Origin of the sequence: Micromonospora sp. CA-111912 (genome assembly GCF_050948415.1) — a bacterium.
GTDB lineage: Bacteria > Actinomycetota > Actinomycetes > Mycobacteriales > Micromonosporaceae > Micromonospora.
In genome coordinates this window covers 2,349,607-2,372,591 of record NZ_CP192007.1, presented here as the reverse complement: position 1 = coordinate 2,372,591, position 22,985 = coordinate 2,349,607, and the positions used below count along the sequence as shown (strand labels likewise).

The following is a 22,985-nucleotide window of genomic DNA, read 5'->3' as shown; positions in this document are numbered from 1 at the left end:
GAAAGCTCGGGCTGACGCGAACCTCTTGATCAACGCGGAGGGTGGGGTGGGGTCAGTTGCGTTCGATCTGGTGGCCGATTGTCGAGGGGCCGAGCATTACGGCGAAGCCGCTGCCGTCGCGGCGGGGGTCGGCCGGGGGCAGCTCCACCGGGTCGCCGGTCGCCGTCGCGCCGACCGGGCGCGGGCCGATCCAGGCCACCACCAGGTCCGTCTCACCCCTGAGGAGCCGCTGCGCGCGCACCCCGCCGGTCGCCCGCCCCTTGGCCGGGTACGCCCCGAACGGCGTCACCTTCACCGTCGCGCCCGTGGACGTGACCACCATCGGCTCGCCGTGCCCCGGGTCGTCGGTGCGGATCGCCCCGAAGAAGACAACCCTGGCTTCCGCCGGCAGGTTGATACCGGCCATTCCGCCGCCCTTGGGCCCCTGCGGGCGTACCAGCGACGCGGCGAAGCGCAGCAGCGACGCCTCGGAGGAGACGAAGGCGAGGGTCTCGGTGCCGTCGGCGAGCCAGCTCGCCCCGACCACCTCGTCGCCCTCGCGCAGGCCGATCACCTCGAACTCGTCCGAGCGGACCGGCCAGTCCGGCGCGCACACCTTCACCACGCCCTGCCGGGTGCCCAACGCCAGCCCCGGCGACCCCTCGGCCGTCGCCCCGAGCGGGGCCAGGCCGACCACCGTCTCGCCGGGCCCCAGCGGCACCAGCTCGGCGGCGGACATGCCGCCGCGCAGCGACACCGTGCCCGCCTGCTCGGGGAGCACCGGCAGCGGCAGCACGTCGACCTTGAACGCCCGGCCCGCGCTGGTCACCAGCAGCACCCGGCCCCGGGCCGTGGAGTGCACGACCGCCCGTACCGCGTCGTGCTTGACCCGGCCGCTGCGCCGGCGCCCCTCGGACGCCTCCTCCGACTCGGCCGCGGTCCGGGCGACCAGCCCGGCGGCGGAGAGGATCACCTGGCACGGGTCGTCGGCCACCTCAAGAGGACCGGCCGGCGCGGACGCGGCCAGCACCTCCTTGAGGTCGCCGTCGACCAGGGTGGTACGCCGCTCGGTGCCGAACTGCTTCACCACGGCGGCCAGCTCGTCGGAGACGACCTTCCGCAGCACCTTCTCGTCGTCGAGGATGGTGGAGAGCTGGGCGATCTCCTTGCGGAGCTGCTCCTGCTCGGCCTCCAGCTCGATCCGGTCGAACTTCGTCAACCGGCGCAGCGGAGTGTCCAGGATGTACCCGGCCTGGATGTCGGAGAGCGAGAACTGGCGCATCAGGCCGTCCTTGGCGGCCTGGGCGTCGTCGCTGGCGCGGATCAGCCGGACCACCTTGTCGATGTCCAGCAGCGCGATGAGCAGACCGTCGACGAGGTGCAGCCGCTCCTCGCGCTTGCGCCTGCGGTACGCGCTGCGCCGCGTCACCACCTCGTAGCGGTGCCGGAGGAAGACCTCCAGCAGCGCCTTCAGCCCGAGGGTCCGCGGCTGGCCGTCCACCAGCACCAGGTTGTTGACGCCGAAGGACTGCTCCAGCGGGGTGAGCCGGTAGAGGTCGGCCAGCAGCGCCTGCGGGTTCACCCCGACCTTGCACTCGATCACGAGCCGGGTGCCGTTCTCCCGGTCGGTCAGGTCCTTGACGTCGGCGATGCCGGTCAGCCGCTTGGTCTTGTTGACCTCGTTGGTGATCGCGGCGATGACCTTCTCCGCGCCCACGCCGTAGGGCAGCTCGACGACGGTGATCGCCTGCCGGCCCCGGCTGCCCTCCAGGTGGCCGATCTCCACCCGGCCGCGCATCCGGACCACGCCGCGCCCGGTCTCGTACGCCCGGCGCACCTCGTCCAGGCCGAGCAGCACGCCGCCGGTCGGCAGGTCCGGCCCGGGGATGAACTCCATCAGCCTGTCGAGGTCGGCGTCCGGGTGGTTGATCAGCCACCGGGCGGCGGAGACGACCTCGCCCAGGTTGTGCGGGATCATGTTGGTGGCCATCCCGACCGCGATCCCGGACGCCCCGTTGACCAGCAGGTTCGGGAACGCGGCCGGCAGCACGGTCGGCTGGGTGAGCGAGCCGTCGTAGTTCGGCTCGACGTCGACCGTGTCCTCGCCCAGCTCGCCGACGAGCAGCATCGCCTCCCGGGACATCCTGGCTTCGGTGTAGCGCGCGGCGGCCGGGCCGTCGTCGGGAGATCCGAAGTTGCCGTGCCCGTCGATGAGTGGGACGTTGAGCGAGAAGTCCTGGGCCAGCCGGACCATCGCGTCGTAGATCGCGGTGTCGCCGTGCGGGTGGTACCGGCCCATCACGTCGCCGACCACCCGGGCCGACTTCACGTGCGCCCGGTCGGGGCGGTGGCCCGCCTCGTGCATCGAGTAGAGGATGCGCCGGTGCACGGGCTTGAGGCCGTCCCGGGCGTCCGGCAGGGCGCGGGAGTGGATCACCGAGAAGGCGTACTCCAGATAGGAGTCGGAGACCTCGGTGACCAGCGGGTTGTCGAAGACCCGCGCGCCAGCCTGATCGAAGGCGGCAAGGTCCGCCCGGGGACCGGTGTTCTTACGGCGTGCCATGGTTCAGCTCTCTCCTCGGCGGGCCACGGTCGGCCGGCGCTGTCCCCGGGGGGCCACGGTCTGGCGGCGGGCGGTCCTCATGCGTCGATGGCGTCGCGGTCGACCCGGTCGGCGGACTCGATCAGCCAGTTGCGGCGTGGCTCGACCTTCTCCCCCATCAGCAGCTCCAGGATCCGCTCGGCGGCGTCGACGTCGTCGAGGGTGATCCGGCGGACCGCCCGGGTGGCCGGGTTCATCGTGGTGTCCCACAGTTCGTCGGCGTTCATCTCGCCGAGGCCCTTGAACCGGGGGATCGGGGTGACGATCTGCTTGCCGGACTTCTCCAGCTTGCGGACCAACGCCTCCATCTCCGCCTGGGTGTAGGTGTAGGTGGTCTGCGGGTTGCGCCCCTTCGTGGTGATCTTGTGCAGGGGCGGCATCGCGGCGTAGAGCCGGCCGGCCTCGATCAGCGGGCGCATGTACCGGGCGAAGAGCGTGATCAGCAGGGTACGGATGTGCGCGCCGTCCACGTCGGCGTCGGCCATGATCAGCACCCGGCCGTACCGCAGCGCCGACAGGTCGAAGGTGCGGCCGGAGCCGGCGCCGAGCACCTGGACGATCGCCGCGCACTCGGCGTTGTCCAGCACCTGCTGGAGGTTGGCCTTCTGCACGTTGAGGATCTTGCCGCGAATCGGGAGAAGCGCCTGGTACTCGGCGGATCGGGCGAGCCGGCCTGTTCCGAGGGCGCTGTCCCCCTCCACGATGAACAATTCACTTCTGTCGATACCTGTGGCGCGGCAGTCGACCAGCTTCGGAGGCATGGACGCGCCCTCCAGGGCGGTCTTGCGGCGGGCGGCGTCCTTCTGCTGCTTCTGGGTCAGCCGGACCCGGGCCGCGTCCACGATCTTCTGGAGCACCGTGCGGGCCTCGACCTTGGTGCGGCGGTCCTCCAACCACGCCTTCAGGTGCGCCTCGATCAGCCCCTGGAGCACCTTGGTGATGCCGGCGGTGGACAGCTCGTCCTTGGTCTGCGAAGTGAACTGCGGCTCGGGGATCCGCACGTGCACCACGGCCGTCATCCCCTCCAGGACGTCGTCCAGGGTGGGCGCGTCCTCCTTGGGCCTGAGCAGCCCTCGGGCGTTGCGGGCCGCGTCGGCGAGGGTGCGGGCCATGGCGCGCTCGAAGCCCTTGCGGTGGGTGCCGCCGTGGGCGTTGCGGATGGTGTTGGTGAAGCACTCGACGGTGCGTTCGTAGCCGGTGCCCCAGCGGAACGCCACCTCGACCTCGGCACGTCGCTGCACGTTGGACTGCATGACGCCGTTGGCGTCGGCCGCGTTCTCCCGGTAGGTGCCCTCGCCGACGACCAGCAGGGTGCCGGAGACCGGCCGGTCGCCGCTCGGGGCGAGGAACTCCACCATGTCGGTCAGGCCGGCGGGGAAGTGGAAGGTCTCCTCGACCGGCTCCTCGCCGGTGAGGTCGCGCAGCAGGTAGCTCACGCCGGGAACGAGGAACGCGGTGTTGCGCAGCTTGAGCCGCACGGCATCGACGTCCAGTGCGGCGCCGGTCTCGAAGTAGCGGGCGTCGTGCCAGTAGCGGATCGAGGTGCCGGTGCCGGTGCCGCGCTTCATCGCGCCGGCGACCTGGAGACCCGGGCCGGCGGTGAACGGGGCGTCGGGGCCGGGGCCGTCGAAGACCCCCGGCACGCCGTGCCGGAACGACATGGCGTGCACCTTGCCGCTGCGGCGGACCGTGACGTCGAAGCGGCGGGACAGGGCGTTGACGGCGGAGGCGCCGACGCCGTGCAGGCCGCCGGAGGTCTTGTAGCCGGAGCCGCCGAACTTGCCGCCGGCGTGCAGCCGGGTGAGCACCAGCTCGACGCCCGAGATGCCGGACTTGGCGTGCACGTCGGTGGGGATGCCCCGGCCGTCGTCGTCGACCTGCACCGAGCCGTCGGCGTGCAGGATCACCTCGACCCGGGTGGCATGGCCCCCGACACCCTCGTCGGTGGAGTTGTCGAGGATCTCGTTGACGAGGTGACCCACGCCACGGCTGTCTGTGGAGCCGATGTACATGCCGGGGCGTTTGCGGACGGCGTCCAGGCCCTCCAGGTGCGTAAGGTCGTCGGCCCCGTAGAGCATCTCAGGCTGTGCGGTCAACTGGTCGTACTCCCAGGTCTCGGCGGTGTGGTGCCGCTCACCGGCTCGATCACATCGCGCGGCGCGCCGCAGCGAGCCTAACCGGGAGGTGGGACAGGACGTAGGCACCCCGCAGTGTGCGGGTCGCCCCGCCGCCGGCGGCGGCCCTGCCAATGGGCGGCCCGGAGGACGTCCACCTTTGCGGCAACGCCACCGACCCCGGGATTCATCCCGCCCGGCGAACCCCGGACGAGATGCCCGCGCCACGGCCCGGCGGTCCCGGGACGCCCCTGCCCGAACCCGTGCGGGGATGGCCGGACGTTGACGCCCGTCACTCGATCGTGATGTGATCACCGCCTCATAGAAACTTTCATATTTCCATGGACTGATGGAGGACGCGTATGTCCGTGTTCCGTCGTACCGCGCTCGCGGCGGTGCTGACCGTCGCGGCGGCGGCGCTGTCGACCGCCGTCGCACCGCCCGCCCCGGCGGTTGCCGCCCTCCCCACCGCCGCCGTGGCGCTCGGCGACAGCTTCATCAGCGGCGAGGGGGCCGGGGCCTACTCCCCGGTCTCCGACGTCAACGGCATCAGCCAGGGCTTCCCCGGCTGGACCGCGCCGAACAGCAACGCCTACTTCTGCCACCGCTCCCCCAACGCCTCGCTGTTCCAGGCCAACCTGCCGGGCATCCAGGACCGGTTCAACCTGGCCTGCTCGGGCGGGCAGCCGTACGACATCGGCAACGCGTCGGTCAACCGGGTCAAGGGGCGCTCGGTCGCCTCCCAGCTCGACCAGCTCCGCGCGGTGGGCCAGACCCACGACATCGACCTGGTGCTGGTGGGCCTGGGCTCGAACAACAGCTCGTTCACCTTCGGCAGCGTGGCGGAGAAGTGCGCCAACCGGTTCATCGCCGACGCGTGGACCGGCTGGTGGGAGTTCTGGGCGTACCTCGGCGGGCCGGTGGAGCAGAAGCCGTGCAGCGACGCCGACCTGGCCACCGCGGCGCAGCTGAGCGCCGCGACCGCGGAGACCACCGCCGCCGTACGGCAGATCCTCACCACCCTCGACCAGATCGACGCCGACGGCCAGCACCGGATCGTGTTCCAGGACTACACCAACCCGCTGCCGTTCGACCTGGCCTCGAACTACTGGGAGGAGGACGGGCGGCAGGACGACCGGGACAAGTTCCGGGACCTCGGCGCCGAGCGGTACGCGGCCGGCTGCCCGATCCACCGGGCCAGCCTGCGGCCCGGGCACAACTTCTCCTCCGGGCTGGGCACCCTGGTCCGCGCGACGCGCGACAGCCTGGCCAGCCAGTTCCCCGCCGCCGACCTGGTCTACCTCAACGTGCAGCGGGCGTTCGACGGCGCCCGGCTCTGCGAGCAGCCGACCAGCCCGTCCGGGGCGCTCGCCACGCCGATCCGGCTCCAGGACGGCGCGACCGGCACCTTCGTCACCAGCCTCGCCGGCAAGGACAAGATCGCCATCCAGCGGATCGCCAACACCTGCGTGAGCTACTTCCAGACGTGCCAGGAGTCGTGGCACCCCAACGTGGCCGGACACCAGGTGCTGGGCCGCTGCCTGGCCGGGGCCTCCTCCACCACCGCTCGCGCGGTGGCCTGCGTCCGCTCCGGGGACGGGACGATCAGCGTCGGCTGACCGCCCACCGCCGGTGCGAAGGGGCCCCTGTTGCCGGGGGCCCCTTCGTCATCTCCGGCCGAGGGTGAGCAGGAGCGGGCCGGTCTGGCCGTCGACCAGGTCGCCGAGCCGCGTCTCGTCGAGGACGGCGAGGAACGCCTCCTGCGCGCGGCGCAGCTGACCACGCAGCCGGCAGTCGGCGGCCAGGGGGCAGGCCGGCTGTTCGCAGGAGACCACCTCGTCGTCGCCCTCGAAGGCCCGCACGACCGCCCCGACGGTGAGCTCGCCGGCCGCCTCGGCGATGACCACCCCACCGGAGCGGCCCCGGATGGTCACCAGCACCCCGATCCTCTGCAACCGCTGCACCACCTTGGCGACGTGGCTGCGCGGCAGCGCGAGCTGTTCGGCCAGCTCGTCCACCGTCGTACGGGCCTGGGAGGCGGCGGTCAGCATGGCGATCCGCAGGGCCATGTCCGTGGACCGGTTGAGCTTCACGCACCGACCCTAGCCACCGCGGACGTGCGGTGACCCGGGCCGGGCGACCCGCCCCCGGTGTGATCCAGGCGACTCCTCAACCGGGACCTTCGACCCTGAAGAGGAATCTGGGACTCCTGTTTATTGGGCACGTCGTCGACGCAAGCGGACGACAACGGACGACCGCAGGAGGACATGTCATGCTCACGGAGTCATCAGCGGCGGTGGTGCGGGCGACCCTGCCCGCCGTCCAGGCGCACGGCGAGGCGATCACCGGCCGGTTCTACCGGCGGATGTTCGACGCCCATCCGGAGCTGCTGGACCTGTTCAACCGGGGCAACCAGGCCACCGGGCAGCAGAAGGCCGCGCTGGCCGCCGCCGTCGTCGCGTACGCGGAGCACCTGGTCGGCGCCAGCGACGCGCCGTGGGGGCCGATCCTGGACCGGATCGCACACAAGCACGTTTCGCTCGGCATCACCCCGGCGCAATACACCGTCGTGGGCCGACACCTGCTCGCCGCCGTCGGCGAGGTGCTCGGCGACGCGGTCACCCCGCAGGTCGCCGCGGCCTGGGACGAGACGTACTGGCTGCTGGCCTGCGAGCTGATCGCCCGGGAGGCCCGGCTCTACCAGGGCGCCGGGGTGGCCGAGGGGCAGTCGGTCTGGCGGGCATGGCAGGTGGCCGAGCGGGTCCAGGAGACCGCCGACGTCGTGTCGTTCGGCCTGGAGCCGGCCGACGGCGGCCCGGTGCCGGAGTTCGTCCCCGGCCAGTACGTCTCCGTCGCGGTAGACCTCGACGGCGGCCGGGGGCAGCAGATCAGGCAGTACAGCCTCTCCGGCCGGCCCGGCGCGGCCCGGTGGCGGATCACCGTGAAGCGGGTACGCGGCACCGCCGGCGCGCCTGACGGCATGGTCTCCACATTCCTGCACGAGCGGGTGGCCGTCGGCGACACGCTGCGACTCAGCCCGCCGTTCGGCGAGGTGAGCGCCGTGGCCGGGGAGGGACCGCTGGTGCTGGTCAGCGCCGGTATCGGGCTCACCCCCGCGATGGCCGCGCTGGAGCACCTCGCGGCCACCGCATCGCAGCGGCCGGTGACGCTGGTGCACGCCGACCGGGCCGGCACCGCGCACGTGCTCCGCGACGAGCTGCCCCGGCTGCACCACGCCCTGTCCAACCTGCGCACCGCGCTCTGGTACGAGCACGTCGACGCCGCCGACGGGCCGCTCGCCGAACTGCCGGTGCGGGTCAGCCCGGGGCGCGTGGACCCGGAGCTGATCCCGCTCGCCCCCGGCGCCCACGTCCACCTGTGCGGCCCGCTGCCGTTCATGAACCAGGTCCGCAGCAACCTGCTGCGCCGCGGCGTCCCCAGCGACCGGATCGCCTACGAGGTCTTCGGCCCCGGCATGCTCCGCGACGGGGCCTGACCCGCCGCCGGCCCCGCCCGCATACCGGCGGTGCCAGCCGGGGGTGGTGCCTCAGCCGGGGCGCTGGTTGACGGGCCGGCGGCGAGGGCTGGGCGGGGGTGGGCCCGGGCGGGCGGTTCACGATCAAGAGGTCTGGGGTGCACGGCAGCCTGTCGTGCCATGATCGTCTGCTGATTTGTGAGACGACACGCCGGGCGAGTTCTCCGAAATCAGCAGACGATCGTGAAGTCCCACCCCAAGGACGGGACGGGGGCGGGAACGCCGACGCTGACGTCGTCGCCGACCAGCGGGCAACACCGCAGCGCCCCCCTTTGCTCTGCTGCCCCCTGTGCAACGCTCGCGGAGCATGACGCTTCTGCCGGCCTCTCGTGTTCCTGGCGTGGGCGCCGCTCCACGGCAGGTATGCCTCCCGGCGCCTATGGAGCTGAGTCGGATACGACATCAGCCACGCCCGCCGGCGGCATCGGCGATGGCGGCGACCGCGGGTGCCGTCCATGTCGCCATCGAGATCACCGGGGTCACCACGCGCCGGTTCGGGGAGATCCTGCTCATACAGGTTGGCCTCACGGCAACCGCCGTCGTGCTGCTCACCGCAGTCGTCTACGGCGGCACCCTGCTCAGAACCAGCAGCGAAGACCTCCGGCGCGAATAACACCGGGAAGCTCTTGGGAGCTGTCTCGATCCGGCGTTCCAGCGGCAGCCTGATCCGCGACCGCACCCTCGACGGACTACGCGCCGCAGCCGCCGCCGGCCGGCACGGCGGACGTCCCACCACCGTCACCGACGACGTCCTCGCCGTCGCCCGCGCCCGCCACTGTGGACGGGGCGGCGCGTCGGCCACCGGCCTTCCTGGCTCCGGTGACCTACTCGTCGACCGGTCGTGGGCGCGACGACCGGGCGGGCCGAGGAGGTTAGGACGCGAAGGCGGGGGTAGGGACCTGACGTGCGCGTCCAGGGACCCCGCCGGCTCGACGGGTCCCCGCCGGCCGGGACGGGCGGATGGAGGAGGAAGAATGCGGATCGCGATGATCTCGGAGCACGCCAGCCCGCTCGCCGCCCTCAGCGGGAGGAGCACCGGCGGCCAGGACACGCACGTGGCGGAGCTGGCGGCGGCCCTGGTCGACCGGGGCCACGAGGTACGCGTCTACACCCGCCGCGACTCCCCCACCCTGCCCGAGGCGGTGGCGACCCCGGACGGCTACGAGGTGCTGCACGTGCCGGCCGGACCGCCGCGCCTGCTGCCCGGCGACGAGTTGCTGCCGCACACCGGCGAGTTCGGCCGGTGGCTGGCCGGGCACTGGCGCGACGCCTGGCTGCCCGCCGTCGCGCATGCCCACTTCTGGCGGAGCGGGCTCGCCGCCGTGCACGCCGGGCGGCGCACGGGGGTGCCGGTGGTGCTGACCTACCACGCCCTCGGCACGGCGCAGCGGGGCGCACGGGACACCGGCCCACCGGGCCGGACCGGCTACGAGCGTGCGCTCGGCCGGGCTGCCGACCGGGTGGTGGTGCAGTCTCAGGACGAGATCGGTGAGCTGGTCCGCCTCGGGGTGCCCCGGTCCCGGATGTCTCTGGTGCCCGCCGGGGTCAACGAGCGGATCTTCCGCCCGGACGGCCCGGTCGCCCCGCGTGACCCGGCCCGCCCCCGGGTGCTGACCGTGGGCCGGCTGACGGAGAGCATGGGCTTCGAGGAGGTCGTCCGGGCCATGCCCGCGGCGCCGGAGGCCGAGTGCGTGATCGTCGGCGGCCCGCCGGCCGAGAAACTGCCCACCGACGGCTCCGCCCGGCGCCTGACCGCCCTCGCCCGGTCCTGCGGGGTGGCCGACCGGGTGAAGCTGATCGGCGGGGTGCCCCGCGAGAAGTTGGCCGCCTGGTACCGCTCGGCCGACCTGCTGGTCGCCGCCCCGTGGCACGCGCCGTTCGGCCTGACCGCCCTGGAGGGCATGGCCTGCGGTGTCCCGGTGATCGGCACCGACGTGGGCGGCATCGCCGACACCGTCATCGACGGGCTCACCGGCGACCTGGTGCCGCCGCGCGACCCCCGGGCACTGGGCACCGCGATCCGCCGGCTGCTCGGCGACAACGTGCGGCGCTTCGCGTACGCCACGGCGGCGCTGGACCGGATCCGTAGCCGGTACTCGTGGAGGCGCTGCGCCGAGCAACTCAACGTCGTGTACGAGGCGGTGGCCACCGTTGCCCGCCCGGTGCCGGCTCCGGCCGCGGCCTGACCGCCGGGCACCCACGCCACCCCTTGCTACCCGCCGGTAGCTTACGGCCGTACGCTGGGCCGGTGAGCGCGACCGAGGAGTACATGCAGGAGTTCGTCGACGTCGATGGCGCCCGGCTCGGGGTGCAGGTGTACCCCGAACCCGACGGGGCCGCCGACGCCCCGGTGGTGGTGATCTGGCCCGCGATGGGGGTACGGGCCCGGTACTACCGGCCGTTCGCCGCCGAGCTGCGGGCCGCCGGCCTCGCTGTGGTCGTCGCCGACCTGCGCGGCACCGGAGCGAGCACCCCCGCGCCGAGCCGGGCCTGCCGGTACGGCTACGTGGAGTTGGCCGCGGACGTCGGCGCGGTGCTGGCCGCGCTGAAGCCCCGGTTGGACGGCCGGCCGACGATCCTGCTCGGGCACTCCCTCGGCGGCCAGGCCGCGCTGCTGCACCTGGCCCTGCACGGCACGGACGCGGTGGACGGGCTGGCCCTGGTCGCCGTCGGCGTGCCGTACTGGCGCGGCTACCCGGCCCCACGCAGGTACGGGGTCCTGCCGTACACCCAGGGGATCGCCGCGACCGCCCGACTGCTCGGCGTCTGGCCGGGCTGGGGCTTCGGCGGCCGGCAGGCGCGCGGGGTGATCCGGGACTGGGCGTACACGGCCCGCACCGGCCGCTTCCCCACCCTCGACGGGGTGGACGTCGAGGCGGCGCTGCGCACGCTCGACGTCCCCGTCCTCGCGGTGAGCGTGGACGACGACCAGTACACCCCGCACGCCACCCTGGACCAGCTCTGCGGCAAGCTCGCCGCGGCCACCGTCGCGCGCGAGCGCTACACGACCGCGCAGGCCGCCGCCCCGCTCGACCACTTCGTCTGGGTACGCGCCAGCGCGCCGGTGGCCGCGCGGGTGGCCGCCTTCGCCGCCGGCTTGCCAGGCTCCCGCCACTCGGGTTAATTTATATTCACAACAATCAAACTCTCCCTGGTGGTCGAGCCGGGCGGTCACCGGGCCCAGGCGGAGGACGATCCATGACACTGTCCCGAACAGGCGCCCGGCTCGCGACGGCCGTCGTCGCCACCCTCGCCACCACAGCCGGCGCGGGCCTCGCGGTCACCGGCGCCCAGGCCGCAGCCGCCGGCTGCCGCGTCGACTACCAGGTCACCAACCAGTGGCCCGGCGGCTTCGGCGCGAACGTCACCGTGACCAACCTCGGCGACCCCCTCACCGGCTGGACGTTGACCTGGTCCTTCACCGCCGGGCAGACCGTCACCCAGGCATGGAACGCGACCGTCGCGCAGAGCGGCGCCCGGGTCACGGCGACGAACGTCGGCCACAACGGCAACCTGCCCACCGGGGGCGGCGCCACGTTCGGCTTCAACGGCACCTGGAACGCGGCGAGCAACCCGGCCCCCGCGTCCTTTGCCGTCAACGGCGTGACGTGCACCGGCGCCCCGACGCCCGGCCCCACCACCCCGGCACCGACCCCCACCACGCCCGCGCCCACCACCGGGCCGCCCGGCTCCGGGTGGAGCCCGCCGGCGAACCTGGTGACCCCGCTGAACGAGGTGTGGGCCCACCAGGAGAGCACCTACACCAACCTGTACGGCTTCCGTAACTACGGCTGGGACCAGGTCTCCGCCAACCGCGGCTACCTCAACTTCTGCGTGCGCTGGGACTCCGGCGCCACGGTCACCGCCGCCCAGCGCGACCAGATCCACGCCGCGCTCTCCCGGCAGTACAAGAAGTGGATGGACGTCATGGCCGGCCACAACGGCTGGCCGTACGGCGACGTGCCCGTCCGGGTCGTCGGCTGGGCCGTCCGCGACCGCAACCAGTTGCAGTGGTCGGACAACTCCGTCGACATCTACGTCAACAACATCCGCGAGAACGCCCCGCAGTGCGCCGAGCCCTGCGGCCGGTTCTTCAACCAGAGCGGCCAGTACCCGAACTGCCCCGGTGGGACCAGCCACCACTACGACCAGTCCCTGTGGCTGACCGACGGGTTCGGCGGCGGCGCGGGCGGCGACTGGGGCCAACGGGTCGGCCGCGAGTACTTCATGGCCAACCTCAACACCGACTCGATGCACATCCTGCTGCACGAGATCGGCCACACCTTCGGGCTCGACGACTTCTACGACTGGACGCCCACCGGCGTCGGTGGCTTCCTGATGAAGGCCGGCAGCGCGACGACCATCACCGAGTTCGACAAGTGGATGTTCCGCGACTGGTGGCGCCACCTGAAGAACCGCTACGGCCTCTGACCGGTCACGGTGCGTACTCCCCCGATCGGTGGGTATGCCGCATCGCCCGTACCGTGGAAGGGGATCAGATGTCCGAACGGCACACCGCACTGCGCTCGATGCACGACCTGGGCCTGGCTGCCTGGTTCGGCGGCTCCCTGATGGGAGCGCTCGGCGTCAACGGCGCTGCGGCACAGATCAACGACTCGACCCAGCGACTGCCGGTGGCCTCGGCCGGGTGGGCCCGGTGGACCCCGGTCAACGCGGCGGCGATCGGCGCGCACCTGGCCGGCGCGGTCGGCGAGCTGACGACCGAGAGCCCCCGGGTGTTCGCCCAGTCGGGGGTGGCCCGGGTGAGCACGGTGAAGACGGCCCTGACGGTCGCCGCGCTCGCGGTCACCGGGTACAGCCGGCTGCTCGGCATGCGGCTGGAGAAGGCGGGCGGCCCGTCCGTCGAGGGGACGACCGAGCCGAACCCGCAGACGCCGACCAACGTGGCCTCCTGCCAGCGGCAGCTGAAGCTGCTCCAGTGGGCCGTCCCGGCGCTCACCGGCGCGCTGGTGGTGGTCAGCGCGTACATGGGTGAGCAGCAGAAGCCGGGGCAGGTCCTCCGGGGTCTGCTCGGGCGCGCCGGTGGGCTGGCCAGCGCGCCCAGGGCGATGGGGAAGGTGGCCGCCATGGGCGCGGCCAGGCGGCACATGGCCATGTCCGGCCGCTGACCCGCCACGCCGCCCGTGCCCGATCGGACCGGTGGGGCATGGGCGGCGCGCAGGCGGGCGATCAGCGCCCGTACCCGACCCGACCAGCGAGGTGGCCATGACGAGCAGGGACGGATCGACGACCGGCGGGGACGAACGCGGACCGGGGTCCGCCGCCCCGTTCGGCACCAGCGACGGGTTCGACGCCGGGCCGCCGTGGGGGGCCGGCGAGGACTCCCCGATGGACGAGGGCAGCGAGGAGACCGCCGTGCCGCAGGGGAGCCTCGGTGACCGGCGGGCCGGCGCGCCCGCCGAGCCCACCGGGCCCGCGGGGCGGCACGGGTTCGGCAACATCGAGGACAGGCCGGTTGCCGAGGCGGGTCCGGGCGCGCCACCCGACCCGGCGCCGTCGCGGCGCGCGTTCCCGAACGACAGCGCCGGCGGGGACCTGCCGGACAACGCGCTGGAGGAGGCGACCGGGATGCACCCGGAGGGGATCAACCGGCGCGGCTGACCGGCGCCCCACCGGCCGGCACGCCCGCCTCCGCCAGGACCTCCACCAGGCGGGCGGCGTCGCGCTGGGCCTGGTCGCCGCAGCAGTTGTTGAACAGGACGTGCAGCTCGTCGCTGGTGTCGGCCAGCTCGACCAGCAGCCGCGACCAGTTCCGCAGCTCGCGCTCGCCGTAGGCGTACCGGTACTTGTCCTGCTTGTCTCCGCTGGCCCAGGCGGCGCTGTGGCCGTGGAAGCGGACCACGGCCGGTGCGGCGGTGGCGACCAGGATCGGCGGCACCGACGAGACGAACCCCTGCGGCATGTCCACGCAGACGTAGGAGAGGTCGTGCTCACGCAGCAGGGCAAGCGTGCGCAGGACGGCGTCCTCGGTGAACCACGAGGCGTGCCGCAGCTCCACGCTCACCCGCCACGGCCGCAGCCGCTCGGCCGTGGCGACGATCCGCCGTTCGGCCGCGGCACTGCGGGCCAGCCACGGCGGGAACTGGAGCAGCACCGCGCCGAGCCGGTCGGCCGCCGCGATCGGCTCCAGCGCCGCACGGAACCGGCTCCACAGCTCGTCGTACGCCCCGGCGGGCAGGTCCCGCCACCGGATCCGGGACGGGCCGCCGGCCGGTCGCAGGTCCCGGGGCAGCGCCGCGACCGGGGTGGGATGGCCGGTGAAGAGGCTGAACGCCTTGACGTCGAAGGTGAACCCGGGCGGGGTGGCGGCCACCCAGCCGGCGGTGGTCTCCGGCGTCGGCACCGCGTAGTAGGACGTGTCCACCTCGACCAGTGCGAACCGCTCGGCGTAGTGGCGGAGGCGGCCGGCGGGGGTGTTGACCGAGCGGGGGTACCAGCCGGAGCCCAGCAGCATCCGGTCGGCCCACGACGACGTGCCCACCTTGATCTCGCCCATGTGGATCAGTGGACCGCGCCCCGGCCGGATCGGCAACCGGAGCGGCGCCGTCGCGCCGGCTGACCGCCCGCGGCTCACCGGGACCGGTCGACGACGTAGTCGGCGAGGGCGATCAGAAACCGGCCGTCCTCGGAGTCCGCCCGCTCGCCCAGCGCCGCCGCGACCTCCGTGCGCGCGGCGTCGGCCAGGTCCCGGGCCTGTCCCTGGGCCGCCGCCACGCTGTCGTACGCGAGCAGCCGGCGGTGCAGCCAGCGCACCTCCGTGGCGGTCCGCGCGGCGCGGGCGGCACCGAGGAAGCGCACCGCCCGCTCCCGCTCGGCCGGGGTGCACCGATCGAGGAAGTCGATCAGGATCAGCGTCCGCTTGCCCTCCCACAGGTCGCCGGAGATCTCCTTGCCGTATCGGGCGTAGTCACCGACGAGGTTGAGCACGTCGTCCTGGATCTGGAAGGCCGCGCCGAGGAACCAGCCGTACCGGTCCAGCCGGTCCATCCCGGGCCGGCCGTCGCCGATGGCCAGGATGCCGGTGCGGCACGGATACACGCACGTGTACCAGGAGGTCTTCTTCAGACACATCCGGTAGTAGTCGTCCGGGGTGAGGTCGCAGGCGTTGTCCCGGATCCAGCCGATCTCGATGGCCTGCCCCTCCAGGGAGTGGCGCAGCATCAACCGGGTCTGCTCGACCAGTTCCCAGGTCGTGCCGGAGCCGAGGAGGTCCCGGTTGGCCAGCAGCCGCTCCAGGGCGAGCAGGTTCGTCATGTTGCCGACGTTCAGCGCCACCGGAACCCCGTAGCGGGCCGACAGGGTGGGGGCGCCCCGACGCTGCTCGCTGCCGTCCTGGATGTCGTCGTGGATGAGGAATCCGTTGTGGAACAGCTCGACGGTGGCGGCGACGTTCACCACGGTGTCGTCGTCGGTGCCGCCGAACGCGCGGCAGGTCGCCACGCACAGCGCCGCCCGCAGCCCCTTGCCCGACCGGCCGGGGTAGTCGGCCACCAGGTCGTACAGATACCGGGGGCCGCCGGTGGGCAGTTCGGCCAGCAGGGTGGCCATGGTGCGGGCCCGGTAGCGCGCGAGCAGCGTGTCGACCGGGCCGTCGGTCACGGTGGCGGTCACCGGCTCAGCGGCCGTCGGTGGGTGCGCCCGGCTCGGCGTCGGGGGCGGCCACCGGGTCTCCCTCGGCCCGGCGGGTGCCGGCGGAGACCCGGTCGAGCAGCCCGTTGGCGAACTCGGGGGTGAGCCGGGCCAGGTCGAGGAGGCTGTCCAGCGCGTCGTGGGCGTCCGCCGCGTACCGGCGGGTGAGGTCGTCGCCGGAGGCCGGAGCGGGAAGCTGGCCGACCACCATGTCGATCAGGGAGTGGGTGTCCTTACGGACCCGCCCCACCACCTCGTCGAACGCCGCCGGGTCGACCCGGCGGTCCGCGGTGAGCCGCTCGGTGAGCCGCCGGGCGCTGTCGACGCCCCCGGCCAGCTCCTCCTCCAGCACGGACGCCGCCCGCGTCACCGCCTCCGAGAAGGTCCCACCGACCCGGTCGAACCGCTCGTCGGAGCCTCTGGCCTGCGCGTTCGGGTCTGACATGGCTTCTCCTCCACCGACGTTCACCTGAGGCGGAGTCTCGCACCGAAGGGGAGGCGAAGCGGCGGACTGTAAGGATCCCGACCCGGCCGGACGGGCGGCGGCTCTCGTGGCCGCCGCCCGTTTGTTCGGGCGACGAAAGGGCAGGTCACCGGGGAGATGCCCGACGCGGAGAACGGGAGACACGGATGCGCGCGCTGCGGTTGCCGAGGTGGAAGTCCGAACCCGAACTGGTCGAGGTGCCCGAGCCCACGCCGAGCACGGGCCAGGTGGTGGTGAAGATCGGCGGTGCCGGTGCCTGCCACTCCGACCTGCACCTGATGCACGACTTCGAGGCCGGCGCGGTCCCCTGGAACCCGCCGTTCACCCTCGGCCACGAGAACGCGGGCTGGGTGCACGCCCTCGGCGCCGGGGTCACCGGCCTGGAGGTCGGCCAGCCGGTGGCCGTCTACGGCCCGTGGGGCTGCGGCACCTGCGCCCGCTGCCGGGTCGGCGTGGACCCGTACTGCGAGAACCCGGCCGGGGCGCCCGTGCCGGGCGGGGGCGGCGGGCTCGGCCTGGACGGCGGCATGGCCGAGTACGAGCTGGTCCCGGACGCCCGGCACATCGTGCCACTGCCCGATGGCCTCGACCCGGTGGAGGCGGCGCCGCTGACCGACGCCGGCCTCACCCCGTACCACGCCGTCCGGCGATCGTGGCACAAGCTGCCGCCGGGCAGCACCGCCGTGGTGATCGGCGTCGGTGGTCTCGGGCACGTCGGCGTGCAGATCCTCAAGGCCACCACGGCGGCCCGGGTGATCGCGGTGGACACCCGCGCCGACGCGCTCAAGCTCGCCGAGGAGTACGGGGCCGACCTGACGCTGCGCTCCGGCGACCGGACCGCCGAGGAGATCCGGCGGGCCACCCCGGGCGGCCGGGGCGCGGACGTCGTCCTGGACTTCGTCGGCGTGGACGCCACGATGGCGCTCGGCGCCGCCGCCGCCCGCACCGTCGGGGATCTCACCGTCGTCGGCATCGGCGGCGGCACGCTGTCGGTCTCGTTCTTCTCCGTGCCGTACGAGCTCAGCATCCAGAGCACGTACTGGGGCAGCCGGCCCGAGCTGATCGAGGTGCTCGACCTCGGCGCGCGCGGGCTGATCCGGCCGAAGATCACCACGTTCGGGCTGGACGACGCGGTCGACGCGTACCGGCAGATACGGGACGGGTCCCTGGAGGGCCGCGCCGTCATCGTGCCGTGACCGGCGGCGGGGCCGCGCACGACGCGTGGCCCCGCCCGGTCAGTCCGCCCCGAGCAGGCCGCGCACGTACGCGGCCTGACCGACGTGCTGTAGGTCGTCATCGATGACGCTGACCAGCCGCACCCCGAGGGTCACCGGCGGGTCCCACGCCTCGTCGACCACCCGGCCCAGGTCCGCCGGCCGCAGCCCGGCGAGGAGCCCCCGGGTCCGCTGGGCGACCGCGTCGAAGTAGTCGAGCAGCGCCTGGGCGTTCTCCGGCCGGACGGTGGCGACCTGCTCCGGGGTGTGCCCGAAGCCGACGTCGTCCGGGTCGGCGGGCAGCCCGAACCGGCCCGCCCAGCCCCCGGTCACCCACACCTGCTCCGCGTCGAGCAGGTCGGCGACGTGGTGGTCCTGGATCCGGGTCAGGTGCCACACCAGCCAGCCCACCGGGTTCGCGCCGGTCGCCGGCGCCCGGCGCAGCTGCTCCGGCGACAGACCGTCGACGGCGCCGCGGACCAGCCCGGGCAGCCGGCCGTACGCCTCGGTCAGCACATCACTCACGTCCACCGGGTTCCTCCTCGACGCTGGACTCCCCCGACGCAGTACCGCGTCAGCGGGCCGGCAAACCTCGGGCCCTAGGGTGGTCGGCGTGGTCGCGGCACTGGAGCTGTATCTGGACACCGACGCCACCCGGCGGATCCGGGTGCTGTGGGACGCGCTGGAGTCCGAGGGGGTGCAGAGCATGCGTTCCCTGCTGGAGCGGCGGCACCGGCCGCACGTGTCGCTGGCGGTGGCCCCGCGGCTGGACCCGGAGCAGGTCGCCGCGGCCCTCGCCGGCACGGTGGTGGCGGCGCCGCTGCGGCTGACGTTCCAGCACGCCGGGCAGTTCGTCGGGCGGGTGCTGTGGCTCGGGCCGGCCCCCAACGCCGAGCTGCTGGCCCACCACGCGCTCGTGCACGGCCGGCTCGCCGCCGCCGGCGTCGGACTGGCCGAACACTACCGGCCGGGGCGCTGGGTGCCGCACTGCACGCTGTCCATGCGGGTGCCCAACGCCCTGCTGTCCGCCGCGGTGCGGCGCTGCCTGGAGGTGCTGCCACTGGAGGCGACCGTGGTCGGCGCGGCGGTCACCGACCACGCCCGGGGCGTCTGCCGGCCGCTGCCCTGACCGGCGCGGTCGGCCGCAGGCCCATCACCAGCAGGGCGATGTCGTCCTCGTGGCCGGGCGGGGCCACCCGGAGCAGCAGGTCGCAGACCTCCTCGGCGGGGCGGTCGCCGATCTCGGCGAGCCGGCGGGCCAGCACCTCGATCCCGTCGTCGAGCACGCCGTCGCGCCGCTCGACCAGCCCGTCGGTGTACAGCACCAGGGTGCTGCCCTCGGCCAGTTCGACGACCAGCTCGCGGCGGTTCGCGTCCGGGTCGACGCCGAGCAGCAGGTCATGGGCGGCGAGCACCCGGACCGACCCGTCGGGCCCGCGCAGCAACGGCGGTGGGTGGCCGGCGTTGGACCAGCGCAGCCGGCGCATTCCGGGCGGGTCTTCCGGGTCGCGCTCCACCCGGCCCAGCACCGCCGTGGCCAGCGCACCGACCCGCAGGCCGCGCAACGCCCGGTCGAGGCGGCCGAGCAGCGCCGCCGGGCCGTCGCCGCTGTCGTAGCCGAGGCCCCTCAGCAGGTTGCGGATCTGGCCCATCGCGGCGACCGCCTCCCGGTCGTGCCCGGTGACATCGCCGACGACCAGCATGGTCGCCCCGTCGGCGGTCTCGAAGGCGTCGTACCAGTCGCCGCCGACCTTCGCCTCGTGCGCTGCCGGCTGGTAGCGCACCGCGATGTCGAGCAGCGCCGCGGTCGGCGGTTGGGTGAGCAGGCTGTACTGCAACGCCTCGGAGAGCCGCTGCGCGGCCAGGGCGCTCTCCCGGCGGGCCCGCAGGTGCTGGATGCGGTCCAGCGCCTGGGCGGTCTGCGCCGCGAACGCCTCCAGCACGGCGATCTCGTCGGGGGCGAACTCCCGCTCGTCGCGCCAGGAGACCGCCAGCGCGCCGAGCAGCCCGGTGCCGACGCGCAGCGGCAGGAACGCCCAGGCGTCGCGCTCCGTGATCCGGTAGACCTCGGCCATCTGGGGGGTGAACGCCAGCCCGGCCGCCCGGTCGGGCAGCAGCAGGAGCTCCCCGGTGCGGGCGGTGTGGCCGGCCGGCAGCGGGCTGTCGTACGGCAGGTCGCCGCCGGCCTGCACCTGCCGCCCGAGTCGTTCGCCGACCACGACGCGCAGCCGGTCGGTCCCCTGCCGGACGACCAGCGCGCCGCCGTCGGCGCCGAGCACCGGCACGGCATGGTCCACGACGATGGTGGTGAGGTCCGCCACCGTCTCCGCGCCGAGCAGTTCCAGGGCCACCACGACCAGCCGACGCAGCCGCTCCTCGGCGCGCCACTCCGCGCGCCGCACCGTCTCGATCGCCCGCTGCCGGGCCTCGGCCACCTGGTGCAGGGCGTCCGCCTGCACGTCGACCCGGTGCTCGCGCTCCCGCTGGGTGGCCAGCGCGTCGGTGACGTCCAGGCCCGTCACCATGAGGTAGCCGGCCCCGTCGTCGTCGCCGACCCGGAAGAGCACCAGGTCGACCAGGCGCCGGGTGCCGTCGCCGAGGAAGAAGTGGCTCCGCGTCCGCAGCGGCTCGCCGGTGCGCAGCACGGCTTCGCACCAGCCGCGCAGCCGGGCGCTCAGCTCCGGGTCCGGGGTCCACCAGCCGCACGCCCAGAACGGCCGGCCCAGCACCTCGGCGCGCTCCAGGCCGCAGCCCTCGACGACGGGCTGGTTGGCGTCGAGCACCCGGCCGGCGTCGTCGAGGATGGCGGCGAACAGCAGCGGGGTCTCGTAGAGCGCCTCGAACCAGCGGGCGGCCACCGTTCCGCCGAGCCGGGACGCGAGCCGGGCCTTCCGGGTGGGATCCACCGGGTCGGCGGTACGACCCGCGTGGTCAGCGTGCATCGGTCCTCCCGTCGCCCCGGGCAGTCGCCCGGACCGGCGACGCGCGGGCGGTGCCCACTGGCCGGTCTGATCCCAGCCAGCGTAGCCGCGTCCGGGTCGCCGGTCGCGGCGAGCGCCACCGCGGACCCGACCCCCCGGGCCGCCACGGCACCCCGGGCGGGAGGTCTGCCATCATCGTCACGATGTCCGCCAACCCGTCCGCGCCGACCGCCGACACCGCGGCCGCCCCGGTGCGGGGCAGCGTGCTCGAGGCGGTGCTGGAACGTGTCACCTACACCAACGAGGAGACCGGGTACACCATCGCCCGGGTCGCCACCGACCGCTCCGGCGACGACCTGCTCACCGTCGTCGGCCCGCTGCCCGGCGCGCAGCCCGGGGAGCGGCTGCGGCTGGTCGGCCGGTGGGGTTCACACCCGCGCTACGGGCGGCAGTTCGAGGTGCAGCACTGCACCACCGTGCTGCCCGCGACGGTGCAGGGCATCGAGCGCTACCTGGGCTCGGGACTGATCAAGGGGATCGGCCCGAAGATGGCGGCCCGGATCGTGGCCGCCTTCGGCGTGGACACCCTGCGGGTCGTCGAGGAGGAACCCGGCCGGCTGGTCGAGGTGCACGGCCTGGGCCAGAAGCGCACCGCGGCGATCGGCGCGGCGTGGCAGGAGCAGAAGGCCATCAAGGAGGTGATGATCTTCCTCCAGGGCGTCGGCGTCTCCACCTCGCACGCCGTGCGCATCTTCAAGCAGTACGGCGACTCGTCGATCGCGGTGGTGCGCGACGACCCGTACCGGCTGGCCGCCGACGTGTGGGGCATCGGGTTCCGGACGGCCGACAGCATCGCCAAGGCCGTGGGCATCCCGCACGACAGCCCTCAGCGGGTGCGCGCCGGCATCCGTTACACCCTCTCCGAGGCCGCCGACGGCGGGCACTGCTACCTGCCCGAGCCGAACCTGGTCGCCGACGCCGCCGCGATCCTGGAGGTGCCGGCGACGCTGGTCGCCGCCGGCCTGGCCGACCTGGTGTCCACCGAGGACGGCGTGGTCCGCGAGGCGGTGCCGAACCGCAGCAACGAGGGTGCCGTCATCCCGGCGGTCTACCTGGTGCCGTTCCACCGGGCCGAGTCGGCCCTCGCCGCGAGCCTGGTCCGGCTGCTGCGCGACCCGGTGGACCGGATGCCAGCCTTCGCCGACGTGGCCTGGCCAAGGGCGCTGGCCTGGCTACGGGCCCGCACGGGGGCCGAGCTGGCGACGGAGCAGGAGCAGGCGGTACGGCTGGCGCTGACCTCCCGGGTGGCCGTGCTCACCGGCGGTCCCGGCTGCGGCAAGTCGTTCACCGTGCGGTCGATCATCGAGCTGGCCGCGGCGAAGAAGGCGAAGATCGTGCTGGCCGCGCCCACCGGCCGGGCGGCGAAGCGGCTCACCGAGCTGACCGGCCACCCGGCCACCACCGTGCACCGGCTGCTCCAGCTCCGCCCCGGCGGGGACGCCACCTTCGACCGGGACAACCCGATCGACGCCGACCTGATGGTGGTTGACGAGGCGTCCATGCTCGACCTGATCCTCGCCAACAAGCTGGTCAAGGCGGTCCCGCCCGGCGCGCACCTGCTGCTCGTCGGCGACGTCGACCAGTTGCCCTCGGTCGGCGCCGGCGAGGTGCTGCGCGACGTGCTGGCCGCCGACACCGTGCCCCGGGTCCGCCTCACCCGCATCTTCCGGCAGGCGCAGGAGTCCGGGGTGGTGGCCAACGCGCACCGGATCAACGCCGGCCAGGCCCCGGTGTTCGGTGAGCACCCCGACTTCTTCCTGTTCCCCAGCGACGAACCGGAGGTCACCGCCGAACAGGTGGTCGACATCGTGGCCCGGCGGATCCCGGGCCGGTTCGGCCTGCGCCCCCGCGACGTGCAGGTGCTCACCCCGATGCTGCGCGGCCCGGCTGGCGCCGGCAACCTGAACACCCTGTTGCAGCAGGCGATCGCCCCGCACCGCGACGGCGCCCCGGAGCGGCGGCACGGCGGCCGGGTGTTCCGGATCGGCGACAAGGTGATCCAGGTCCGCAACAACTACGACAAGGGCACCGCCGGGGTGTTCAACGGCACGGTGGGGGTGGTCACCGCCCTGGACCTGGACGACCAGACGCTGACCGTACGCACCGACGAGGACGAGGACGTGGGCTACGAGTTCCACGAGCTCGACGAGTTGCAGCACGCGTACGCCATCACGGTGCACCGGTCGCAGGGCAGCGAGTATCCCGCGGTGGTGGTGCCGGTGACCATGAGCGCGTACACGATGCTGCAACGGAATCTGCTCTACACCGCGGTCACCCGGGCCCGGAAGCTGGTGGTGCTGGCCGGGTCGCGCAAGGCGCTCGCCATCGCGGTGCGCACCGCGGGCACCGGCCGGCGGCACACCGCGCTCACCCACCGGCTCTCCCCCGACCGGGCCTGAGCCGGGGCCCGGTCGGGGCGGCGGCGG

19 protein-coding genes are annotated in these 22,985 nt (G+C 73.7%); 11 read left to right on the top strand and 8 right to left on the bottom strand.

The genetic code is table 11. From position 1 onward, the window contains the following. Nucleotides 1–52 precede the first annotated feature (52 nt). Nucleotides 53–2,542, bottom strand: a complete 2,490-nt coding sequence (locus tag ACQPZO_RS09970) for a DNA gyrase/topoisomerase IV subunit A (protein ID WP_433349053.1) — start codon at nt 2,540–2,542, stop codon at nt 53–55. Nucleotides 2,543–2,619: 77 nt separating this feature from the next. Beyond that, the gene (locus ACQPZO_RS09965; protein WP_433350914.1) at nt 2,620–4,659 is read right to left on the bottom strand and encodes a DNA gyrase/topoisomerase IV subunit B; all 2,040 of its coding nucleotides are present in this window, start codon (nt 4,657–4,659) and stop codon (nt 2,620–2,622) included. A gap of 398 nt (nt 4,660–5,057) precedes the next feature. Between ACQPZO_RS09965 and ACQPZO_RS09960 the strand changes: the two genes are divergently transcribed. Beyond that, nucleotides 5,058–6,314, top strand: coding sequence for a hypothetical protein (locus tag ACQPZO_RS09960; protein ID WP_433349051.1), 1,257 nt, complete (start codon nt 5,058–5,060; stop codon nt 6,312–6,314). 48 nt (nt 6,315–6,362) lie between these two features. On the opposite strand, the gene ACQPZO_RS09955 is transcribed toward ACQPZO_RS09960, so the two are convergent. Continuing rightward, the gene (locus ACQPZO_RS09955; RefSeq protein ID WP_433349049.1) at nt 6,363–6,788 is read right to left on the bottom strand and encodes an RrF2 family transcriptional regulator; all 426 of its coding nucleotides are present in this window, start codon (nt 6,786–6,788) and stop codon (nt 6,363–6,365) included. 179 nt (nt 6,789–6,967) lie between these two features. Here ACQPZO_RS09955 and ACQPZO_RS09950 point away from each other — a divergent pair, with 179 nt between their 5' ends. The 7 genes from ACQPZO_RS09950 to ACQPZO_RS09920 all read left to right on the top strand — a co-directional run bounded on the left by ACQPZO_RS09950 (nt 6,968) and on the right by ACQPZO_RS09920 (nt 13,852). Further along, nucleotides 6,968–8,191 carry a globin domain-containing protein gene (locus ACQPZO_RS09950; RefSeq protein WP_433349047.1) on the top strand — a complete coding sequence of 408 codons (1,224 nt, stop codon included), beginning with the start codon at nt 6,968–6,970 and terminating at the stop codon, nt 8,189–8,191. 469 nt (nt 8,192–8,660) lie between these two features. Beyond that, a complete protein-coding gene (locus tag ACQPZO_RS09945; protein WP_433349045.1) occupies nt 8,661–8,843 on the top strand; it encodes a hypothetical protein in 183 nt (60 codons plus the stop codon). Nucleotides 8,844–9,204: 361 nt separating this feature from the next. Next, entirely contained in the window at nt 9,205–10,416 is a 1,212-nt protein-coding gene (locus tag ACQPZO_RS09940) for a glycosyltransferase (RefSeq protein WP_433349043.1), read from the top strand. 83 nt (nt 10,417–10,499) lie between these two features. Then, entirely contained in the window at nt 10,500–11,354 is an 855-nt protein-coding gene (locus tag ACQPZO_RS09935; RefSeq protein WP_433350912.1) for an alpha/beta hydrolase family protein, read from the top strand. A gap of 74 nt (nt 11,355–11,428) precedes the next feature. Further along, nucleotides 11,429–12,661 (top strand): cellulose binding domain-containing protein, encoded by a 1,233-nt coding sequence (locus ACQPZO_RS09930; protein ID WP_433349041.1) that lies wholly within the window; start codon nt 11,429–11,431, stop codon nt 12,659–12,661. A gap of 68 nt (nt 12,662–12,729) precedes the next feature. Next, complete coding sequence (locus tag ACQPZO_RS09925; protein WP_433349039.1) at nt 12,730–13,359, top strand: hypothetical protein; 630 nt, start codon at nt 12,730–12,732, stop codon at nt 13,357–13,359. Between the two features lie 97 nt (nt 13,360–13,456). After that, nucleotides 13,457–13,852, top strand: coding sequence for a hypothetical protein (locus tag ACQPZO_RS09920; protein WP_433349037.1), 396 nt, complete (start codon nt 13,457–13,459; stop codon nt 13,850–13,852). On the opposite strand, the gene ACQPZO_RS09915 is transcribed toward ACQPZO_RS09920, so the two are convergent. The 3 genes from ACQPZO_RS09915 to ACQPZO_RS09905 all read right to left on the bottom strand — a co-directional run bounded on the left by ACQPZO_RS09915 (nt 13,836) and on the right by ACQPZO_RS09905 (nt 16,325). Then, nucleotides 13,836–14,747 carry a DUF72 domain-containing protein gene (locus ACQPZO_RS09915; protein ID WP_433349035.1) on the bottom strand — a complete coding sequence of 304 codons (912 nt, stop codon included), beginning with the start codon at nt 14,745–14,747 and terminating at the stop codon, nt 13,836–13,838. The two genes, ACQPZO_RS09920 and ACQPZO_RS09915, sit on opposite strands and share 17 nt — an antisense overlap. 74 nt (nt 14,748–14,821) lie before the next feature. Then, nucleotides 14,822–15,862, bottom strand: coding sequence for a polyprenyl synthetase family protein (locus ACQPZO_RS09910; RefSeq protein WP_433349033.1), 1,041 nt, complete (start codon nt 15,860–15,862; stop codon nt 14,822–14,824). Between the two features lie 4 nt (nt 15,863–15,866). Next, a complete protein-coding gene (locus ACQPZO_RS09905; protein WP_433349031.1) occupies nt 15,867–16,325 on the bottom strand; it encodes a hypothetical protein in 459 nt (152 codons plus the stop codon). Between the two features lie 185 nt (nt 16,326–16,510). On the opposite strand from ACQPZO_RS09905, the gene ACQPZO_RS09900 reads away from it, so the two are divergent. Then, entirely contained in the window at nt 16,511–17,560 is a 1,050-nt protein-coding gene (locus ACQPZO_RS09900; RefSeq protein WP_433349029.1) for an NAD(P)-dependent alcohol dehydrogenase, read from the top strand. A 39-nt stretch (nt 17,561–17,599) separates the two neighbouring features. On the opposite strand, the gene ACQPZO_RS09895 is transcribed toward ACQPZO_RS09900, so the two are convergent. Next, nucleotides 17,600–18,109: a mycothiol transferase gene (locus ACQPZO_RS09895; RefSeq protein WP_433349028.1), complete on the bottom strand. Its 510-nt coding sequence runs from the start codon at nt 18,107–18,109 to the stop codon at nt 17,600–17,602. A gap of 82 nt (nt 18,110–18,191) precedes the next feature. Here ACQPZO_RS09895 and ACQPZO_RS09890 point away from each other — a divergent pair, with 82 nt between their 5' ends. Beyond that, a complete protein-coding gene (locus ACQPZO_RS09890) occupies nt 18,192–18,707 on the top strand; it encodes a 2'-5' RNA ligase family protein (protein ID WP_433349026.1) in 516 nt (171 codons plus the stop codon). Here ACQPZO_RS09890 and ACQPZO_RS09885 read toward each other — a convergent pair. Continuing rightward, complete coding sequence (locus tag ACQPZO_RS09885; RefSeq protein WP_433349024.1) at nt 18,667–20,520, bottom strand: SpoIIE family protein phosphatase; 1,854 nt, start codon at nt 20,518–20,520, stop codon at nt 18,667–18,669. The genes ACQPZO_RS09890 and ACQPZO_RS09885 overlap by 41 nt on opposite strands. Before the next feature lie 182 nt (nt 20,521–20,702). On the opposite strand from ACQPZO_RS09885, the gene recD2 reads away from it, so the two are divergent. Beyond that, complete coding sequence (gene recD2 / locus ACQPZO_RS09880; protein WP_433349022.1) at nt 20,703–22,958, top strand: SF1B family DNA helicase RecD2; 2,256 nt, start codon at nt 20,703–20,705, stop codon at nt 22,956–22,958. Nucleotides 22,959–22,985: the final 27 nt, after the last annotated feature.

What these genes read in the sequence shown, in the direction of transcription:
- ACQPZO_RS09970 (WP_433349053.1), bottom strand. Translation starts at nt 2,542, where the DNA reads ATGGCACGCCGTAAGAACACCGGTCCCCGGGCGGACCTTGCCGCCTTC.
- ACQPZO_RS09965 (WP_433350914.1), bottom strand. Translation starts at nt 4,659, where the DNA reads ATGCTCTACGGGGCCGACGACCTTACGCACCTGGAGGGCCTGGACGCC.
- ACQPZO_RS09960 (WP_433349051.1), top strand. Translation starts at nt 5,058, where the DNA reads ATGTCCGTGTTCCGTCGTACCGCGCTCGCGGCGGTGCTGACCGTCGCG.
- ACQPZO_RS09950 (WP_433349047.1), top strand. Translation starts at nt 6,968, where the DNA reads ATGCTCACGGAGTCATCAGCGGCGGTGGTGCGGGCGACCCTGCCCGCC.
- ACQPZO_RS09945 (WP_433349045.1), top strand. Translation starts at nt 8,661, where the DNA reads ATGGCGGCGACCGCGGGTGCCGTCCATGTCGCCATCGAGATCACCGGG.
- ACQPZO_RS09940 (WP_433349043.1), top strand. Translation starts at nt 9,205, where the DNA reads ATGCGGATCGCGATGATCTCGGAGCACGCCAGCCCGCTCGCCGCCCTC.
- ACQPZO_RS09935 (WP_433350912.1), top strand. Translation starts at nt 10,500, where the DNA reads ATGCAGGAGTTCGTCGACGTCGATGGCGCCCGGCTCGGGGTGCAGGTG.
- ACQPZO_RS09930 (WP_433349041.1), top strand. Translation starts at nt 11,429, where the DNA reads ATGACACTGTCCCGAACAGGCGCCCGGCTCGCGACGGCCGTCGTCGCC.
- ACQPZO_RS09925 (WP_433349039.1), top strand. Translation starts at nt 12,730, where the DNA reads ATGTCCGAACGGCACACCGCACTGCGCTCGATGCACGACCTGGGCCTG.
- ACQPZO_RS09920 (WP_433349037.1), top strand. Translation starts at nt 13,457, where the DNA reads ATGACGAGCAGGGACGGATCGACGACCGGCGGGGACGAACGCGGACCG.
- ACQPZO_RS09915 (WP_433349035.1), bottom strand. Translation starts at nt 14,747, where the DNA reads ATGGGCGAGATCAAGGTGGGCACGTCGTCGTGGGCCGACCGGATGCTG.
- ACQPZO_RS09905 (WP_433349031.1), bottom strand. Translation starts at nt 16,325, where the DNA reads ATGTCAGACCCGAACGCGCAGGCCAGAGGCTCCGACGAGCGGTTCGAC.
- ACQPZO_RS09900 (WP_433349029.1), top strand. Translation starts at nt 16,511, where the DNA reads ATGCGCGCGCTGCGGTTGCCGAGGTGGAAGTCCGAACCCGAACTGGTC.
- ACQPZO_RS09885 (WP_433349024.1), bottom strand. Translation starts at nt 20,520, where the DNA reads ATGCACGCTGACCACGCGGGTCGTACCGCCGACCCGGTGGATCCCACC.
- recD2 (WP_433349022.1), top strand. Translation starts at nt 20,703, where the DNA reads ATGTCCGCCAACCCGTCCGCGCCGACCGCCGACACCGCGGCCGCCCCG.